The organism is Acinetobacter sp. P8-3-8 (assembly GCF_000214135.1).
In the GTDB taxonomy this organism is placed as follows: Bacteria; Pseudomonadota; Gammaproteobacteria; order Pseudomonadales; family Moraxellaceae; genus Acinetobacter.
The window spans coordinates 1-17,490 of the sequence record NZ_AFIE01000040.1 but is presented as its reverse complement, the minus strand read 5'-3'; the positions used below and the strand labels follow the sequence as shown (position 1 = coordinate 17,490).

Sequence of the window (17,490 nt, the reverse complement as noted above, 5' to 3'; positions counted from 1 at the left end):
GATTTGATCAATATATTGTTTAATTAATGTTAAATTATTTGCAAATATTGATCGTGTAGATTTAATTTAACTTAATAAACTCATCATTTGATGAGTCTGATTTTTTATATTTATATTGATAAGAAGAAAATAATGAAAGTTTACATCATTTACGGAAAGACCTCGTCCTCTCAAAACCATTGGTATACATGGCTAGAAGGTAAAATTATTGAAAATGGAGCTGAGTGTACTCAGATTCCTTTACCCTGTCCTGAAAATCCAGATTATATACAATGCAAACAAACCTTGATTCAACATCAAATTCAATGTGATCAAGACAGTATTTTCATCGCACATGAGTTTGGTGCTTTATCAACACTCGATTTACTTTCAGCACATTTACAGCAAGGGCAACAGGTAAAAGCACTTTTTGTTATTTCAGCTTTCCATAAACAGTTAAGCGCTAAACCTGAGTATAATCAGTTTATTCAACATATTCAGATTGTTGATGAAGTCCTGAGGAGCAATATTGAACAACGTTTTCTATTTTTATCCAATAATGATCTGAATATTCCTGCACCTGTAAGTATCGAACTGGGGCATTTGTTAAATGCACAAATGTTTGAGGTCAAACAAGCAGGGCAATTCCGAGGCCAAGATGGGTTTAAAGAATTTCCACAACTGTGGGAAAAAGTAAAAGTTTTGTTGAAGCCTGCTCGGGTGAGCTTTGTGCAGACTTCTTCACTATTTTAATGGTGCATGGAAGCAATTTTAGATTTTATGCACTTTCTTGAGCTAAATAAATTTGTAATCCTTGTAAAAGTAAATCAGAGCAAATGATCGGATGAAACTCTTCAAGAAATTGCGCAAATAAGGGTGCATCGCCCCCTGTTAATACCAATTTTCGTGGGGATTGTTGCATCACTTGTCGAATTGTACTGATTAATCCGAGTAGGATGCCATGATGTACAGCGTCAATGGTGTTACGCCCAGGTGTTAATTCTGCAAAAGCTGCATCTGGGATTTTAATCCCTTTGGTCTTTTGAATTAGAGAGTCACGTTGTAAGTACAGATTTGGTAAAATATAGCCACCAAGATGCTGTAAACCTTGCGTTAAATCAATGGTTAATGCTGTACCACAACTGACGACGCACAAATCCTCATTTGCTTTTGCAACAGCTAAAACCTGCAACCAACGGTCTATACCAAGCTGTTCGATATGGTCATAGCCACAACGTAAACCTGCATATTCTGCATGTACTTTGGCAAAGCTCACTGGAACATCAAGCATTTTTAAGATTTTGACAATGCGTTCATTATTGGTTTTATCTTGAACAGATGAAATTCCAACTTTATCCAATCCTAAACTGCGGAAATGTTGAATTAGACCGAGTAGCAGATCGGAAGGGGATTGTAAGTGTAACTCAGCCGCTTGTTCGATGATTTGATCATCTTGAGTGATCCAATATTTAAGACGGGTGTTTCCGATATCTAACCAAAGTGCTTTCATTGTCTTGCCTAATCTTCTTGGTACTGTCTTATTCAGCCACTAAACGCAAACGTCCTTGGTAGACATTTACAAAACCTTGTTGTGTCAACAAATTCACCGAACCATCATCATGGATGCCTTTGAAAATTCCTTCAACCGAGTCATTCATTTGTTCGAAATGGACATTCCGATCCATAAAGGCAGCATAATGGTTAAACCGTGCCGCAAGATTATAGCAACCATGACTAAACCATTGACCTGCTTGTTGAATAGCTAAATATAACTCGCTGATCATTTGAATTCGATTGGGGTATTGCACACCCAATTGAACCACAGAAGTGGCTTGTTGGCTGATTTGTTCCTCTGAAATAGGCAGAAGATTTATCCCAACACCTATAATGGCTTGATTCGGAGAAATAGGTTCAACTAAAATCCCTCCCCACTTGCCTTGATCGCTATATAAATCATTTGGCCATTTGATCTGTAAATTAGCGAGATTTTTAAAAGTTGGTATTTGTAAGATATTTAAAGCAATTTCAAGCGCTAGACGACCATCTAAGGGTGTTCGTGTCTCAAGCAATGTGCTTAAATAAATATTACCGCTAGGGGATACCCATTCCCTTTGATGCTGACCTCGCCCTTGAGTCTGAGTTTCACTACAGACCAAAATTGTCTTTATTCCGCTGAGCGCAATCTCTCGCACATCATCATTGGTCGATGCCGTAGTCTGTTTCAAAAGCAGCACTTCGGGGAGCTGATTTGCTTGTGTTAAAAGTTGTCTAAGATGACGAGTCTCTAAATCCATGTTGAATCTGAGAAAATGGAGGAACATTTATGGAGTTAATCATATATTTAGGTATTGGTGCAATCGCAGGATTTGCCGCAGGCCTATTTGGTGTAGGTGGTGGGTTAATTATTATACCAATTCTCTATGTTGTATTTACGCATATGGGTTATGACCCGTCTGTCATTATGCATATGGCTTTGGGAACTTCACTTGCGACCATTATTGTGACCTCCATTAGTTCAGTGACTGCGCATCATAAAAAAGGGGCGGTACTGTGGAATGTATTTAAAAATTTAGCACCGGGTTTAGTCATCGGTTCATTTTTAGGTGCGGGTATTGCAGATATTCTATCAGGACAGCATTTGCAGTTAATCATCGGAGTTTTTGCCATTTGGGTTGCATTTAGAATGTTTAAAGGCGCCAATGTCAAAGTAGACGAATCAAAGCAATTACCATCTCGATCTATGCAAATGCTTGCTGGTGGTGGGATTGGCGTTGCTTCTGCAATCTTTGGAATCGGCGGCGGAAGTTTAACCGTACCGTATTTGAATAAAAATGGTGTGGTGATGCAAAAAGCTGTTGCTACGTCAGCAGCTTGCGGTTTACCCATTGCAATTGCGGGTGCTTTAGGTTTTATGTTCTTTGGTTTACAGGAACATATTGAAATTAAAAATGCGGTAGGCTATGTACATATTTATGCTTTTCTGGGCATCAGTATTATGAGCTTTATCACAGCCAAATTAGGTGCAAAGGTAGCGCATGCACTCTCTCCAGCCATGCTGAAAAAATGCTTTGCATGTTTACTCACAGTTGTCGGTCTTTATTTTATTTATCAGGGAATTGTAAAATAGTATCCGATCAACGGTACTATTTATGAAACTTGAGTTGACTTAAAATGCATTAAAATTGTCGGACAATGTCATAGAATTTAACTTTTCAAATCAGTTAAAAATGAAAACAATGACAAATGACATTGTCCAAAAATAATAAAGCCAATACGGGAATCCTATGCCTTTGGAAGAAGTAGAAAGCCTTTCAGAACAAATCGCGAAGCATATTAGTGAACAAATCATTAGTGGCGAATTGGTTGAAGGGGAACGAATACAAGAACTACGTATCGCCAAAGAACTGGATGTCAGTCGAGGCTCGGTACGAGAAGCCCTTTTGCTTTTGGAAAGAACTCATTTAATCGAAATTTTTCCTCGTCGTGGTGCAATTGTTTCTGAAATGTCAGCCCAGCAAGTACGCGCTTTGTTTGATACCAGTGCCTTGTTATTGGGGCAAATTGTACAGCGAATGAGTGAGACATGGCGTAACCATGAAGCAGAAGCGATTCAACAATTGCTCAATCATTTGGTTGAACAGGTCAAACAAGGCAATACTGAAAAATTTTATGATGGCGTTTTTCAATTCTTAGCTGAACAGCAAGCAATGGTCGGCAATCCATACTTGATGAAATTTTATAAAGAGTTGTTACCATCATTGCGCAGAAGTTATTTTTTAACCTTAAATACTTCAAGACGTGAGCTTCAAGAAGCTTTAGAATTACTCAAGTTAGTGATTGATGCAATTTTAATCCGAAAATCACAACAAGCTACTTTATTTATGGAAGATTTTTGTCGACACTTGCGTAACTTAGTGTTGGAATCTCTGACACGAATGAAACAAATCGAACTTGCTTGGGCGCGGAGATCGCGCCGCTAAGTGGCGTTGATAAGTAATTAGGACATTATGCGTTTAAGCAGCTTAAAACTTTCTGGCTTTAAATCTTTTGCCGATAGTACGACATTACAATTCAAAGATAACCGCACAGCGGTGGTTGGCCCTAATGGTTGTGGTAAATCCAATGTGATTGATGCCATTCGTTGGGTGATGGGAGAGTCGAGTGCCCGCCAGTTACGTGGTGGAAGCATGCAGGATGTTATTTTTACAGGAACGGCAAAACGTAAACCTGTGGGAATGGCAAGTGTAGAACTACGCTTTGAAAATACTTATGGCAAATTGGGTGGTGCATACAATGCTTATGCAGAACTCGCTGTACGCCGTCAGGTTAATCGTGATGGAAAGTCTGAATATTTCCTCAATGGAACCAAGTGCCGACGCCGTGATATTACCGATATTTTTCTTGGGACGGGTTTAGGGCCTCGCTCTTACGCCATTATCGAACAGGGTATGATTAACCGTTTGGTTGATGCAAAACCTGAAGAAATGCGAGTATTTATTGAAGAAGCTGCTGGCGTATCACGCTATCAAGCACGCCGTCGAGAAACTTTGCAACATCTTGAGCATACCACTCAAAATTTAGACCGCCTTGAAGATATTGCTTCTGAATTAAAATCACAGCTTAAAACCTTAAAACGTCAGTCTGAAACGGCCGTTCAATATAAAACTTTAGAAACTGAAATTCGTACTTTAAAAATTGAAATTCTCTCTTTCCAATGTGAGCGCAGTAGTCGTTTACAAGAAGAATATACGGTTGAAATGGATCAACTTGGAGAACATTTCAAGTTAGTACGTTCAGATATGAGTACATTGGAGCATGATTTAACGTCGACCAATGAGTTGTTCCAACGTTTGATTCAGCAATCGACGCCTTTGCAAAATGAATGGCAACAAGCTGAAAAGAAACTTTCTGAATTGAAAATGACTTTGGAGCAAAAGCAGACTCTATTCCAACAAAATTCAGAAGCTTTGGGGCAGTTAGAACAGCAAAAAATTCAAAACAAAGAAAAAATTCAATTGATGGAATTGCAATTGGAAACTTTGCAAACGCAATTGGAACAACAGTCTGAAAATCTACAATGTTCTGAAGCAGATACACAACAACGTAGTCAGGCTTTTACGGATATAAAAGCGCAACAACTTCAAGCACAGCAACAGTATGAACAAGTTAAAGTGCAAGTTGAAAAACAGCAACAGCAAAAAGCACAGATGCAATCGCAGATTGAGCAACTTGCAAAGAATGTTGCACGAATTGAACAGCAAAAAGATACCTTAAAGACCCAAGCAACACAGATTCAAAATCAATTCCAAACTGAAGATTTAACGCAATTGGAGCAAAATAAAGCTTCGGCTCAAGATGTGATTGCGCAGTTAGAACAAAAGTTGTTTGAATCAAAAGCTGAACTGGAACAAGTTCAAGAACAGATGAATCAACAAAAAATTCAGATTTCCAATTTAAAATCTGAATTACAAGTATTGCAGTCTGAACAAAAGAACTTAAACCAATTGATGGCGAAAAGTGTTGTAAAAACAGATCACAATGCTGTGCAATTGATGCAAGTGCTCAAACTGAATGAGCAGGGCAAGACACATGCGCATTTAGTTGAAAAGTTTTTAGCCAAATGGCTCTCTGCTCAAATTATTGATGAACAAGCAGACTTTGCAGAAAGCATGGCACGTCAGCTCAAAGTTTCGTCTTCTTTGGATAAAATTCAATTCAATCAACTGCCATGTTTGGCAGATTGGATTGATTCCCCACAATATTCATTGTGGAATCAAGTTGCCGTTGCTGAAACGCTGAGCCATGCATTAACTTTACAAAGCCAGTTGAACAATGGACAAAGTATTCTGACACTTGATGGTTATCATCTTGGTCAAGATTGGGTGATTGGTCTGTTTTTTGATGAATCGAGCCAAGCTGCACAAGGCGCACTCAGCCATCGAATTCGCTTGGAAGAAATTGAACAACAACTTGCTGATTTACAACCTAAATTGATTGAAGCAGATGCTTTATTGCCAAGTTTCAACCAGCAAATTAGCGATTTACAAAAGCAAATTCAAGCAGACCAAGACGCTTTAAAAAATCAGCAAAAATTGTTACAGCAGTTTGATGTACAAATTGCCAAACAACAAAGTGCTGCTCAAGCTTTTGAAGTCCAAAAAGTTCAATTAAACAGTCAATTGCAACAATTAGATGAGCAGCTTGAAGAAGATGCAATGCAGAAAGATGATCTTGAAATTGATATGCATTCAGTTATTCTCAAGCTTGAGCAAAATCTACCTGAATTTAAAACCTTACAATATAAATTGGATGAGTTAAATGAGCAGGTTGAGGAACAACAACAACAGTTGCAACTCAAACAGCAAGATTTTGAAACGACTCGTCGCTTAGCAGAGCAAAATAAGCAACAAATTGAATTGCTTGAAAAAGATGTCACATTTACCAAAGCGCAATATCAACAAATTTTGGCGCAAATGGAACAAGCTAAAAAGTTTGTAGATCCAATTCAATTGGAATTGCCAAGTTTAGAATCGCAATATTCTGAGCAAGCGCTACAAACTGAAAAGCTGCAAAAGACGTGGAGTGAATGGCAAGTTGAATTGAATAACATTCAATCAAAACAGCAAAAGCTAACGGAAATGCGTCATTTACATCAACAAAATGATGAGCAATTACGCACCAAGTTAGAAGAAAAGCGTCTTTCATGGCAATCTGCAAAATCTGATTTGCAACATTATTCAGATCAACTTAGAGAGATGAATGCAGCGATTAAGCAAGGTGTGGTGATTGATTTACCATCTCACCAAGAAAAGTTTGAAAAAGCACAACGCCAATTTGAAAAATTAGGTGCTGTGAATTTGGCGGCTTCGGAAGAATATGAAGAAGTGTCTAAACGTTTTGATGAATTAACCCACCAAATGCAGGATTTGGAAAATACGGTTGAGCAACTCAAAGATGCCATGAAAAGTATTGACCAAGAAACCAAAAAACTGTTCATGGGGACTTTTGATCGGGTTAATAATGAACTAAAAGTGTTATTCCCTAAAGTTTTTGATGGTGGTGAGGCAAGTTTAAGTCTTGAAGATGATTGGCAGTCTGGTGTTAAACTGATGGCTCGCCCACCTGGAAAGAAAAATAGCTCATTGGCGTTATTGTCAGGTGGTGAAAAAGCTTTGACTGCTTTGGCTTTGGTATTTGCAATCTTCCGTTTAAATCCTGCGCCATTCTGTGTTTTGGATGAAGTTGATGCACCATTAGACGATGCAAACGTCGGTCGGTTTTGTAATTTGGTAAAAGAGCTTTCTGATCAGGTTCAATTCATTTACATTACACATAATAAAGTTGCAATGACGATGGCAACCGATTTGCTGGGCGTGACGATGCCAGAACCAGGAACATCAAAACTCGTCACTGTGAATTTGGAAGAGGCAAGAGAATACGGTTTAGCCGCGGAGTCGTAGTATGGAAGTCACCACAATTGTTGGGATTGTTGTTGCAGTAATCATCATCTTAGTGGGTTTAAGAATGGTGCTACGAAAACCAAATGATGCTGCACCATCGTTAGAATCTGAATTACATATCAATGAAGAATGTAATCAGCCTGTGATTCCACGTCATGTACGTGACCAATTACAAGCTGATCGCTTGCCTGAAGACAAAGCACGTGTTGAACCGAGTTTAAATGCGCTTGATGCTGTTGAAGTGGCAGAAGAAAAATCGCAACAACTTTCAGTTGAAGCTGTAGAGAAAGGTGAAACTAAGCTTGAGCATTCATCTTTAAGTCATTTAGGCAAAACTGAAGAGCAAACTGAATCAGCAGAAACAGTGGTAACTTCGACTGAGCATGTTCAGGATGCAGCCGTTTCATCAACGGATTTATTAACAGATACCGACACTCAATCTTCTGAAAATGAGCAATCATCGGTTGTTGCTGAGGAAAGTAAACCTGTTGATAAAGTTGAAGCATTTCAATTAAAAGAACATGTAGAAACTGCTGAAATCAAAGAGTTTGATGAAGAAAGTAGTATCTTGGATGTCCATTTAAATCAACAACAACGCCATGATGATGAATGTGTGTTGTCAAACGCTGAAAGTATTATTGCACTGAATGTTTATCCAAATCCACGTAAAGCATTATCTGGTGATAAAACGTTAAAAGTGCTTTTAAAATATGGATTACGTTTTGGTGAGTTGATGTGTTTTCATCGTTATGAAAATCCTGAAGAAGAAAGCCCGCTTTTATTCTCAGTCTTACGTGTCACAGATAATGGCCCTGAAGGTTTTGATTTAGAATCATTGTCAACTGAACAAGTACAAGGTTTGGCATTCTTCTTGGCTTTACCTCATCCAAATGTGCAAAAAGGCTTTGATACTATGGTGAGTATCGCAGGCTTAATTGCACGTGAAATTGATGGGACAGTTTATGATGAAAATAATCTTGAATTTACACCACAGTTAAAAGAACATTGGCGTCATACCGCGATTGATTATCGCTCAGGGCAAGAAGCTTAATCTATGATAAGTGTCAACTAATCTTAGAATTGTTTTATAATAGATACAAAATTTTGGGCGGATTTCCGCCCTTTTATATGGTGAAATGATTTATGGAAAATAATGCTGTCGTGGCGCAAATGCGTCAACTGATTCAACTGATTGCAAAGCATAATCATGCCTATTATGTGATGGATCAACCCACAATTGAAGACAGTGAATACGATCAGTTATTTCATCAACTCAAAGCTTTAGAACAGCAACATCCTGATTCAGTACAAGCGGATAGCCCAACCAATAAAGTTGGTGGAAAAGCATTATCAAAATTTGAAACCATTACTCATACTGTACCGATGCTGTCTTTGGGCAACGTATTCAATCAAGAAGAATTGTTTGCTTTTGCACGTCGTATTGAAGAACGTTTACCTAACCAAAAGATTGAGTACGATGTTGAACTTAAATTTGATGGTTTAGCCATTTCGCTTTGGTATGAAAATGGTGAATTGATTCGTGGCGTGACCCGTGGGGATGGCGAAACAGGCGAAGTCATTACCCAAAATGTCAAAACCATTCGTAACTTACCTAAAGTTTTATCTTCAGACAAAGTTGAAGTCCCACGTTTATTAGAAGTACGTGGTGAAGTGTTGATGCCTAAAGCAGGTTTTGAAAAACTTAACCTTGAAAATGAAGGCAAAGGCGAAAAAACTTTTGCGAACCCGCGTAATGCAGCAGCAGGCAGTTTACGTCAATTAGACCCAAGTATCGCAGCTTCACGTCCTTTAGCGTTCTATGCTTATGGTATTGCGCAGTGTGAGCCAAATCATGGCATTACCTCGATGTCAGCAAGTTTAGAATGGTTAACCAATTTTGGTTTTGCTGTCGGTGAGCGTCATTTTATTTGTGACAGCATTCAAGACGTTCAAGAAAAATATGAGCAAATCAATCGTGAACGTCCTGATTTGGCCGTTGAAATTGATGGCATGGTGGTTAAAGTTGATGATCTACAACAACAACAAAAGTTAGGCTTTCTAAGTCGTGAACCACGTTGGGCAACCGCTTATAAATTCCCAGCAGTGGCTGCATTAACGACTGTAGAAAATATCGACTGGCAAGTTGGGCGTACAGGGACTTTAACACCTGTAGCACGCTTGAATCCTGTCGCTGTTGGAGGCGTAACTGTTTCGAATGTAACTTTGCACAATATTGGTGAAATTCACCGTTTAGACGTTCGTGTTGGAGATACAGTCAGTGTTTATCGCAGTGGCGATGTGATTCCAAAAGTCGAAAAAGTTTGGTTAGAGTTTCGTCCAAATGATGTCACAGAAGTGCATTTACCTGAAAATTGTCCTGTATGTTCTTCACCTGTGGTGATGCCAGAAGGCGAAGCATTGGCACGTTGTTCAGGTGGTTTATATTGCTCAGCACAACGTATTGAAGCGATTCGTCACTTTGTATCACGTAAAGCCTTGGATATTGAGGGCTTGGGTGATCGTTGGGTAGAATCACTTTTACATTTAGATTTACTCAAGGATGTAGCAGATATTTACCATCTGCATGAACATCGTGAGCAGCTATTAACCATTGAAAAAATGGGTGAGAAATCAGTTCAGAACTTATTTGATGCAATTGAAAATAGCAAAAAAACTACTTTAGCTGCTTTTATCTATGCTTTGGGAATCCGTGGTGTAGGTGAAACGACAGCACGTATGCTTGCCAATTCCTTCCAGACTTTAGATGCAATTCGTCATGCGGATTTGGAAGCATTGAAAAAAACCCCAGATGTGGGCGATATTACTGCTGAATGGATCGTCGACTTTTTCCAAGCACCACATAACCTCGAAGTCATTGATCGATTACTTGCAGCAGGCATTCATTGGGATGCACCGATTGCTCCGACGCGTCAGCCGTTAAATGGTGAAAGTTGGGTGATTACTGGAACATTGGCAACGATGGGACGTGATGATGCAACACAGATGTTACAAGCGCTGGGTGCTCGTGTCAGTGGTAGTGTTTCAAGTAAAACCAAGTGTGTCGTTGCTGGTGAAAAAGCAGGTTCTAAGCTTGAAAAAGCAGAGAAGCTGGGTGTAAATGTATTAGATGAGCAAGCATTTTTGCAATTAATGCAGGAATATGGGCAGATGTAATTCATCGCTTATATTTAAAGCATTTTTGTATTTTAGATAAGCATTTAAAAGCAAAGATTTGATGTCTTTGCTTTTTTTATTTTAGTGAAAATTAACTCAAAAGTAGAGTCATTAGATTTTATTATCAATTGATAATAATTCTCATTTATTGGAATTAACCATTAAACTTCAAAAGCATATTTATAATTACAATATTTAACAATGCTAATAATGTATATAATAATCATTATCATTTGTTAATTATTATATTTTAATGTTATGAAAAAATTCTCCAAAACGATTTTAATGAACTCTATTTCAGTTGTGATTTTCAGTGGGGCGACAACATCAACCGTTTGGGCAAATACTGAAATTACAACTTTACCTACGATTTTAGTCAATGCTGAAAAACAGTCTGATCATGCAGATGGGCGTATTGCGGATCAATCAAATTTAGGTGCTTTAGGTGAAAAAGCAACAATTGATACGCCTTTTACTGTTACAACCTATACCGATAAACTCATTGAACAACAACAAGCTTCAACGATTGGTGAAGTGCTAAAGAATGATGCAAGTATTAGAACTACAACCAATCAGGGACATTTAAATGAAAATTTCAAACTTCGTGGTTTTGATGTAAATCATGAAGATATGAACTATAACGGTTTTTATGGCGTCACTCCGTATGGTCGTATGCCTACAGACTTTTTAGAGTCCGTGACCGTTTTAAAAGGGCCAAATGCTTTGGTCGCAGGTGTTGCACCAACAGGCAGTGTGGGCGGGGTGATTATTGCGAACTCTAAACGTGCCGATAAAGAGTTGACACGTATTTCTACGTCTTTTGAAGATGATAGTTACTATAAATCTGGTTTCGATGTTTCACGTCGTTTTGGAGATCAAAAGCAATTTGGAGTTCGTGTCAATGGATCGTATGCCGATGGTGAGCATTTCATTGATGGGATGAATGATCGTCAAGCTCTAGGTGCAATTGCAGCAGATTACACCACAGATAAATTGAAGATTAATTTTGATTCTTATGCAATTCGTGAAAACCGTAAGGGTGGCTCACCTGCGATGGTGGCGATGGGCGGAAGGAACAGTATTAATCAAGTGATTTCTGCGCCTAAAGGGGACAGTAACTATTTCTCTAACTTGGAAGGTAATACAGAAAGTCAATTTGTTGGATTATCTGGAGAATATAAATTTACACCAGATTTCAAAACATTTGCAGGAATTGGCTATGTAGAAAAATCATATGATGGGCATTTGTTTGGCACACGTATGATTGTGAATAAAACCGATGGTAGTGCATCATCACAATACTATCGAGTGGGTTCAGAAGAACATAATACTGCTGCAAATGCTGGTTTTGAAACGAAGTTTAAAACAGGATCAATTCAACATACATTAGGTTTGAGAGCTGACTATTTAACCAGACAATATACGCAGCATAAGGGGGCTACTCAGAAAACTTTTACCACCAATTTGTACCATCCGACTACAACAGGAACCATGCCTGATACTTATCCAGAAATCATACCTTATGGTGATAATGAATATGTGAGCTATACCCTAACAGATCAAGTTTCTATGCTTGATGATAAGTTGCAACTTATTTTAGGTGCACGTTATCAGGATATTGATACTAAAAATTTAGTCAAAAAGACAGGTTATAGTGAGCATAAAGTATGTCCAAGTTTAGGGATTGTTGTAAAACCATTTGGTGAGAATTTATCGTTTTATACGAGCTATGTTGAAGGCTTATCTGAAGGTGCAACAGTCGATGCAACTTTAGAAAAAGTTGATCCAAATGCAGGTAAAACTTTTGCACCGTATCAAACCAAACAATATGAAATAGGAAGTAAATACCAATTAGGTTCATGGCTACATACATTGGCAATTTATCAAATTGAAAAGCCTGGACTATTGGTGTCACCTTATTCTGATTCAAGTCATCCTGCTTTTACGCAAATCACCACTGATGGTGCGGAATCACGTTCTCGTGGCGTGGAATGGTCATTCTCGGGCAATCTGATTGACAATTTAAGTGTGATGGGCAATTTGGCATATATTGATGCTGAGCTGACAAAGTCTGCTACTCATCAAGGTAAAAAGGTTTATGGCGTACCAGACTTCACTGCTTCTTTGGGTTTAGATTACAGCGTACCTAAAATTGAAGGTTTAAATGTCAATGCACGTGCAAGCTATGTGAGCGAGCAATATTTAAATGACGATAATTCATTAGAACTACCTGATTACACCATTGTTGATCTTGGTGCACGCTATCAAACCAAACTTGGCGGTGTGAATACAACTTTCCTTGCCAATGTCGATAATGTGACCAACAAGAAATATTGGGAAGGCGCATTCAATTCTAACTATGCATTAATTGGTGCTGCACGTACTTATAAAGTCGGTGTAACTTTCGATTTCTAATTGTGCTTTAAGCCTATTGTTTTGCAATAGGCTTTTTCTTTTACGCTTTTTTTAATAAGTACAGATGCAGAACGATCCTATTTAAATTTGGGTATAGCGATGAAGCTTTTAGCTTTCTTATTGTGTTTTACAGGCAGTTTACTGATCTATTGTAGTCATTCAAATCAGAACCTATTGAAGCAGTCTTTAACAAAAACTTTTTATTATTTAGGTATTTTTTTAGTTGTTTTGGCACTGCCAATTTTTCTATTGCAACTCCCAAAATTGGTTGCCGTTTTTATGTGGCTAATGACGATGCTGGTCGTTTGGTCATTTATTCCTTTTATCCCATTATTCAAAAGGTACAGTCCTCATGAAGTTTCTAAGTCAGCAAAAGATTCAGCCTGATTGGTGGAGTAAAACTTTTGCAGGCTTGGTACTCGGATTAAGTTTTGCAATTGCATGTGCTGCATTGATTACGCTATGTGGTTTTCAATACCTTGAAAAAGGTTTAGCACCACAGTTTGGACTGTGGTCTATTCCATGGATTTGGTTACCTATATTTTTCCTTGCCTATTTTATTCCCAAAGGTTGGCAAGCGATTTTGATTTATTGTGGGCTTAATTTTATTGCGTATAGCCTCGTTTTTTGCTTGAGAGGATAATTCAATGAAAGTACGCACCGACATTCTTCGCCTTGCCAAAGAGCTACACACTTGGGTTGGAATTACAGCGGGGATTTTATTATTCATCTGCTTTTTCGCAGGTGGATTGAGCATGTTTCAGCATGATTTGAGTAAATGGGCAACGCCACCACAACAAAGCCTCTCTGCGATTCAGTCAAACCAATACAATGCCTTGGTCGCACAAGTTCAACAGCAATACCCAGAAGCACACAAAAGTTTTCGAATTAATTTAAATTCTAAAGAGTTTCATTATGCGCCGATGCAATGGAAAGCTGTTGATGAGCATGGGCAAGATGATCATGATTTTGACACCAATCAAAATACGATGCTTGCAACATTTAAATCAGACGGGAAATTACATGTTGAACAAGAAAACCTATCAAAACTTGGCTGGTTGATTGAGCAATTACATGAAACGGCAGGAGTTCCGGGAACAATAGGACACCATACCGTTGGTGTTTATGTCATGGGCGTGGTTTCAGTATTGTATTTTCTCGCCTTAATGACGGGTTTGATTGTATTGCTACCGACTTTGGTCAAAGATTATTTTGCCATTCGTAAAGGTAAAAATAAAAAGCGTTTTTGGTTAGATGCACATAATGTTGTTGGGATTACCAGCTTGCCTTTTCATATTCTGATTAGTGTGACAGTCATCATTTTTGCATTCCATGATCTATTTTATGATGCCATTGGGCAATTGGTGTCTAAAGGGAAACCGATGTTTGAGCGTCCACCTGCGGTACGTATCGCAGATCCTGCACCGAAATTGGATGTAGAAAAAATATTGACTCGAATTCAACAGCAAGCTCAAGGCTATGAAGTTGCTTCAATAAGTTTTAACAATTTAGATCAACCTGCAAAAGCATCTGCACGGGCAAGTTTATATAGTCCTGATCAGATGTTGCGAGGTGATCATTTTGATGTGATGTCGTTTAATCCTTATCAAGATCAACCCTACAATACCAATAATCTCAATACACATAGTTCAGCCATGGATAAAGTGATTAAGTCCATGTTTAGTCTACATTTTGGAAATTATGGTGGTGATATTACCCGTTGGTTATATGTGGTCTTAGGCATTGGTGGGGCATTCTTATTCTACTCAGGTAATATTTTGTGGATTGAATCGAGAATTAAGCGGCAGAAAAATCCAAATCTTCCAGCACCGCAACAGCGTAAAGATGTGAGGTTGATTGCAAATTTAACCGTAGGTACATGTTTAGGCTGTGTTTTAGCGATATTCAGCAGTATGCTTATCGGGCGTTGGGCTTATGTTGTTTATCCCGAATTACTAAGTATCAATGCATTGTTTATGTATAGCTATTACTTTGTTTTCGTCCTTTGTATCGTATATGTTTTTATTATTGGTGCAGCTAAAGCCTTGCCTCAAATATTACTCGCTATTGCTATCATATTGTTTTTATTGCCCATCACTTCAATTTTTGCATTATGTATACCCAATATTGGTCTATGGGCTTCATCTGGTTCTTTATGGTGGATTGATGTTTCTGCGATTATTTTTGCATTGGCTTTTTTACGCTTTTTTCAACAAGCGCAGACGCGTATGCGGCATGCAGAAGTGGGTTCGATTTGGTCGAATCGGTAGACTGAATTTGTACATTTAAAACGTTTTATGCGGTTCATTGATCAGTAAATTTACATTTTAAAAAGTATAACATTGGGTTTTCTGAGTAGTCTTACAGAAAACCCAATGTTAATTATTTAAGCAATTAAATATACTTTTTCACCACGCCATCATCTAAAAGCTGTTGGAAGTGTTCGACCAAACTGGTTTCAATATTGCGATAAGTGACGCCGAGTTCTTGCTTACTTTTATCTGCATTGAAAATAATCGGGTAACCCATATTTTTTTCAATAAAATCACGTGAATAACCGAAAGCAGGGCCAAGCAGCTTAAACATTCTTTTTGGCACTTGGTTACGTGGGAAAGGAAATTTTTGTCCAAAATGCTGACGTAAAATTTTCCCCATTTCCAATAAGCTGAGTGAACCACCGCTGATAATATAGCGACCCGATGCATTTTCATTAAAAGCAGCAAGGATATGTGCATCTGCAACATCACGGACATCGACGATACCATTCCACATTGGCGGAACACCAAATAGAGTCATACCATTGGCAAATTGTTCTAATACTTCAACACTACCGGATTGCGTTGTAGCAGTTAGGGAAGGGCCGAGAACTAAAGCAGGGTTAACGCAAACCAAAGTCCAGCGGTCCTGTGCATCTGCCATCTCCCAAGCTTTGCGTTCAGCCATGACTTTCGAGTATGGATAAGGTTGGTGTGTTGTAGAACTGGTCGTATTCCAATGTGATTCATCAAATTGATTTTCTTCAGTTTCTAAAATATCAATTGCATCACCATAAGTAGACGCAATACTTGAAGTCACAATGACACGTTTTACAGACTCAGTTTTATTGACACTGTTGAGAACATTTTCTGTTCCTAAAACCGCAGGTTCGATAATGTCTTTGACAGCATCTTTATAGTTGGTCACGACAAAAGGGGATGCCATATGCAATACGATTTCGCAGCCTTGCATGGCTTCATCAAATGAACCATTTTCTAGCAAGTTCGCCTTAAATAACGTCAATGTTCCTGAGGTTTCTTGTGCAATTTTTTCTAAATGTGCAAAGCTTTGTTTTTTATTTAAATCACGAACAGTCGCGTGAACGGTATAACCTTGTTCGAGTAGTTTACGAATCACCCAACTTGCAATATAGCCAGTCGCACCAGTAACTAGAATTGGTGCTGATGTATTTCCTTGGGGCATCATTTTTTCCTTTTAATTTTAATATTCACTATCATAAATATTAAGTTTGACAATGTCTTTAAATATTATCATCAATATAAAGCGAATCAGTTGGTATGAGTGACAGTTCATTGCATAAAGAACAAAATATCAAATAACTGTATCGAAATAAGAAGCATTTTTAATGGTTACAAAATGAATCAGATCACATTTCCAATGAAAAAAAGCTTTCAGAAATAGATAAGTTTTCGCAAGAGGTTATTTTTTATATGGAAAATAGCGAATCTGAATTGCAAATGCGTATGTTTCTCATTTTAATTTTATAAAAATCATAAGCTTACGAATATTATTTTTTGCAATATTCATAAAATTTGTCCATAATAGCTGAAAAGGGTTTGGAGTTTTTGAAATGCGTGGCAATCCAGAAGTTGTAGATTATCTCAATATGTTGATCGGTGGTGAACTGGCTGCTCGTGATCAATATTTAATCCATTCTCGTATGTACGAAGATTGGGGTTTAAGTAAAATTTTCGAACGTATTGACCATGAAATGCAAGAAGAAGCATCGCATGCAGATGCTTTGATTCGCCGTGTGCTATTCCTAGAAGGCACACCAAATATGAATCGTGATGATATCGTGACTGGCGAAGATGTGGTGACTTGTTTAAAAGCAGATTTGGCGCTTGAGTATCATGTTCGTGAAAAGTTAGCGCAAGGCGTTAAGCTCTGTGAAGAAAAAGGCGATTACGTGACACGTGATATGTTACGTCAGCAAATGAACGATACAGAAGAAGATCATACCTATTGGCTTGAAAAGCAATTACGTTTGATCGAATTGATTGGTTTACAAAATTATATCCAATCTCAAATGTAAGATTCTATTTTACAGATAGAAAAGCCTTTAGATGCATAATGCCAGTCAGTTAAGCATTTTTAATCCACCCCAACCCTCCTTTGAAAAAGGAGGGAGTACCTTGGATTCAATACCGCATAGAATTCACGAGTGTTCCCCTCTTTACCAAAG

Annotated in this window: 13 protein-coding genes; 10 read left to right on the top strand and 3 right to left on the bottom strand. The window is 38.1% G+C overall.

The window, feature by feature from the left end:
- Positions 1-132: 132 nt before the first annotated feature.
- Complete coding sequence (locus GGG_RS0114270; protein ID WP_010116042.1) at positions 133-732, top strand: alpha/beta hydrolase; 600 nt, start codon at positions 133-135, stop codon at positions 730-732.
- 25 nt (positions 733-757) lie between these two features.
- On the opposite strand, the gene GGG_RS0114265 is transcribed toward GGG_RS0114270, so the two are convergent.
- Both GGG_RS0114265 and GGG_RS0114260 read right to left on the bottom strand, forming a co-directional pair.
- A complete protein-coding gene (locus GGG_RS0114265; RefSeq protein ID WP_010116041.1) occupies positions 758-1,489 on the bottom strand; it encodes a type III pantothenate kinase in 732 nt (243 codons plus the stop codon).
- A 28-nt stretch (positions 1,490-1,517) separates the two neighbouring features.
- Positions 1,518-2,273, bottom strand: a complete 756-nt coding sequence (locus GGG_RS0114260; protein WP_010116040.1) for a biotin--[acetyl-CoA-carboxylase] ligase — start codon at positions 2,271-2,273, stop codon at positions 1,518-1,520.
- A gap of 29 nt (positions 2,274-2,302) precedes the next feature.
- Here GGG_RS0114260 and GGG_RS0114255 point away from each other — a divergent pair, with 29 nt between their 5' ends.
- From GGG_RS0114255 to GGG_RS0114215, 8 genes are all read left to right on the top strand, one after another.
- The gene (locus GGG_RS0114255) at positions 2,303-3,106 is read left to right on the top strand and encodes a sulfite exporter TauE/SafE family protein (protein WP_010116039.1); all 804 of its coding nucleotides are present in this window, start codon (positions 2,303-2,305) and stop codon (positions 3,104-3,106) included.
- Between the two features lie 157 nt (positions 3,107-3,263).
- Positions 3,264-3,959 carry a GntR family transcriptional regulator gene (locus tag GGG_RS0114250; RefSeq protein WP_010116038.1) on the top strand — a complete coding sequence of 232 codons (696 nt, stop codon included), beginning with the start codon at positions 3,264-3,266 and terminating at the stop codon, positions 3,957-3,959.
- A 27-nt stretch (positions 3,960-3,986) separates the two neighbouring features.
- Positions 3,987-7,439, top strand: a complete 3,453-nt coding sequence (gene smc / locus GGG_RS0114245) for a chromosome segregation protein SMC (RefSeq protein ID WP_010116037.1) — start codon at positions 3,987-3,989, stop codon at positions 7,437-7,439.
- A 1-nt stretch (position 7,440) separates the two neighbouring features.
- Positions 7,441-8,490 (top strand): cell division protein ZipA C-terminal FtsZ-binding domain-containing protein, encoded by a 1,050-nt coding sequence (locus GGG_RS0114240; RefSeq protein WP_010116036.1) that lies wholly within the window; start codon positions 7,441-7,443, stop codon positions 8,488-8,490.
- A gap of 92 nt (positions 8,491-8,582) precedes the next feature.
- On the top strand, positions 8,583-10,613 hold the full coding sequence (gene ligA / locus GGG_RS0114235; RefSeq protein WP_010116035.1) for an NAD-dependent DNA ligase LigA: 2,031 nt from the start codon (positions 8,583-8,585) through the stop codon (positions 10,611-10,613).
- A 258-nt stretch (positions 10,614-10,871) separates the two neighbouring features.
- Positions 10,872-13,028 (top strand): TonB-dependent siderophore receptor, encoded by a 2,157-nt coding sequence (locus GGG_RS0114230; RefSeq protein WP_029574604.1) that lies wholly within the window; start codon positions 10,872-10,874, stop codon positions 13,026-13,028.
- Positions 13,029-13,380: 352 nt separating this feature from the next.
- Positions 13,381-13,671, top strand: a complete 291-nt coding sequence (locus GGG_RS0114220) for a hypothetical protein (protein ID WP_010116032.1) — start codon at positions 13,381-13,383, stop codon at positions 13,669-13,671.
- Positions 13,672-13,675: 4 nt separating this feature from the next.
- On the top strand, positions 13,676-15,298 hold the full coding sequence (locus tag GGG_RS0114215; RefSeq protein WP_010116031.1) for a PepSY domain-containing protein: 1,623 nt from the start codon (positions 13,676-13,678) through the stop codon (positions 15,296-15,298).
- Positions 15,299-15,422: 124 nt separating this feature from the next.
- Here GGG_RS0114215 and GGG_RS0114210 read toward each other — a convergent pair whose 3' ends face one another.
- Positions 15,423-16,487: an aldehyde reductase gene (locus GGG_RS0114210; protein ID WP_010116030.1), complete on the bottom strand. Its 1,065-nt coding sequence runs from the start codon at positions 16,485-16,487 to the stop codon at positions 15,423-15,425.
- Positions 16,488-16,875: 388 nt separating this feature from the next.
- Between GGG_RS0114210 and bfr the strand changes: the two genes are divergently transcribed.
- Complete coding sequence (gene bfr, locus GGG_RS0114205; protein WP_010116029.1) at positions 16,876-17,340, top strand: bacterioferritin; 465 nt, start codon at positions 16,876-16,878, stop codon at positions 17,338-17,340.
- Positions 17,341-17,490: the final 150 nt, after the last annotated feature.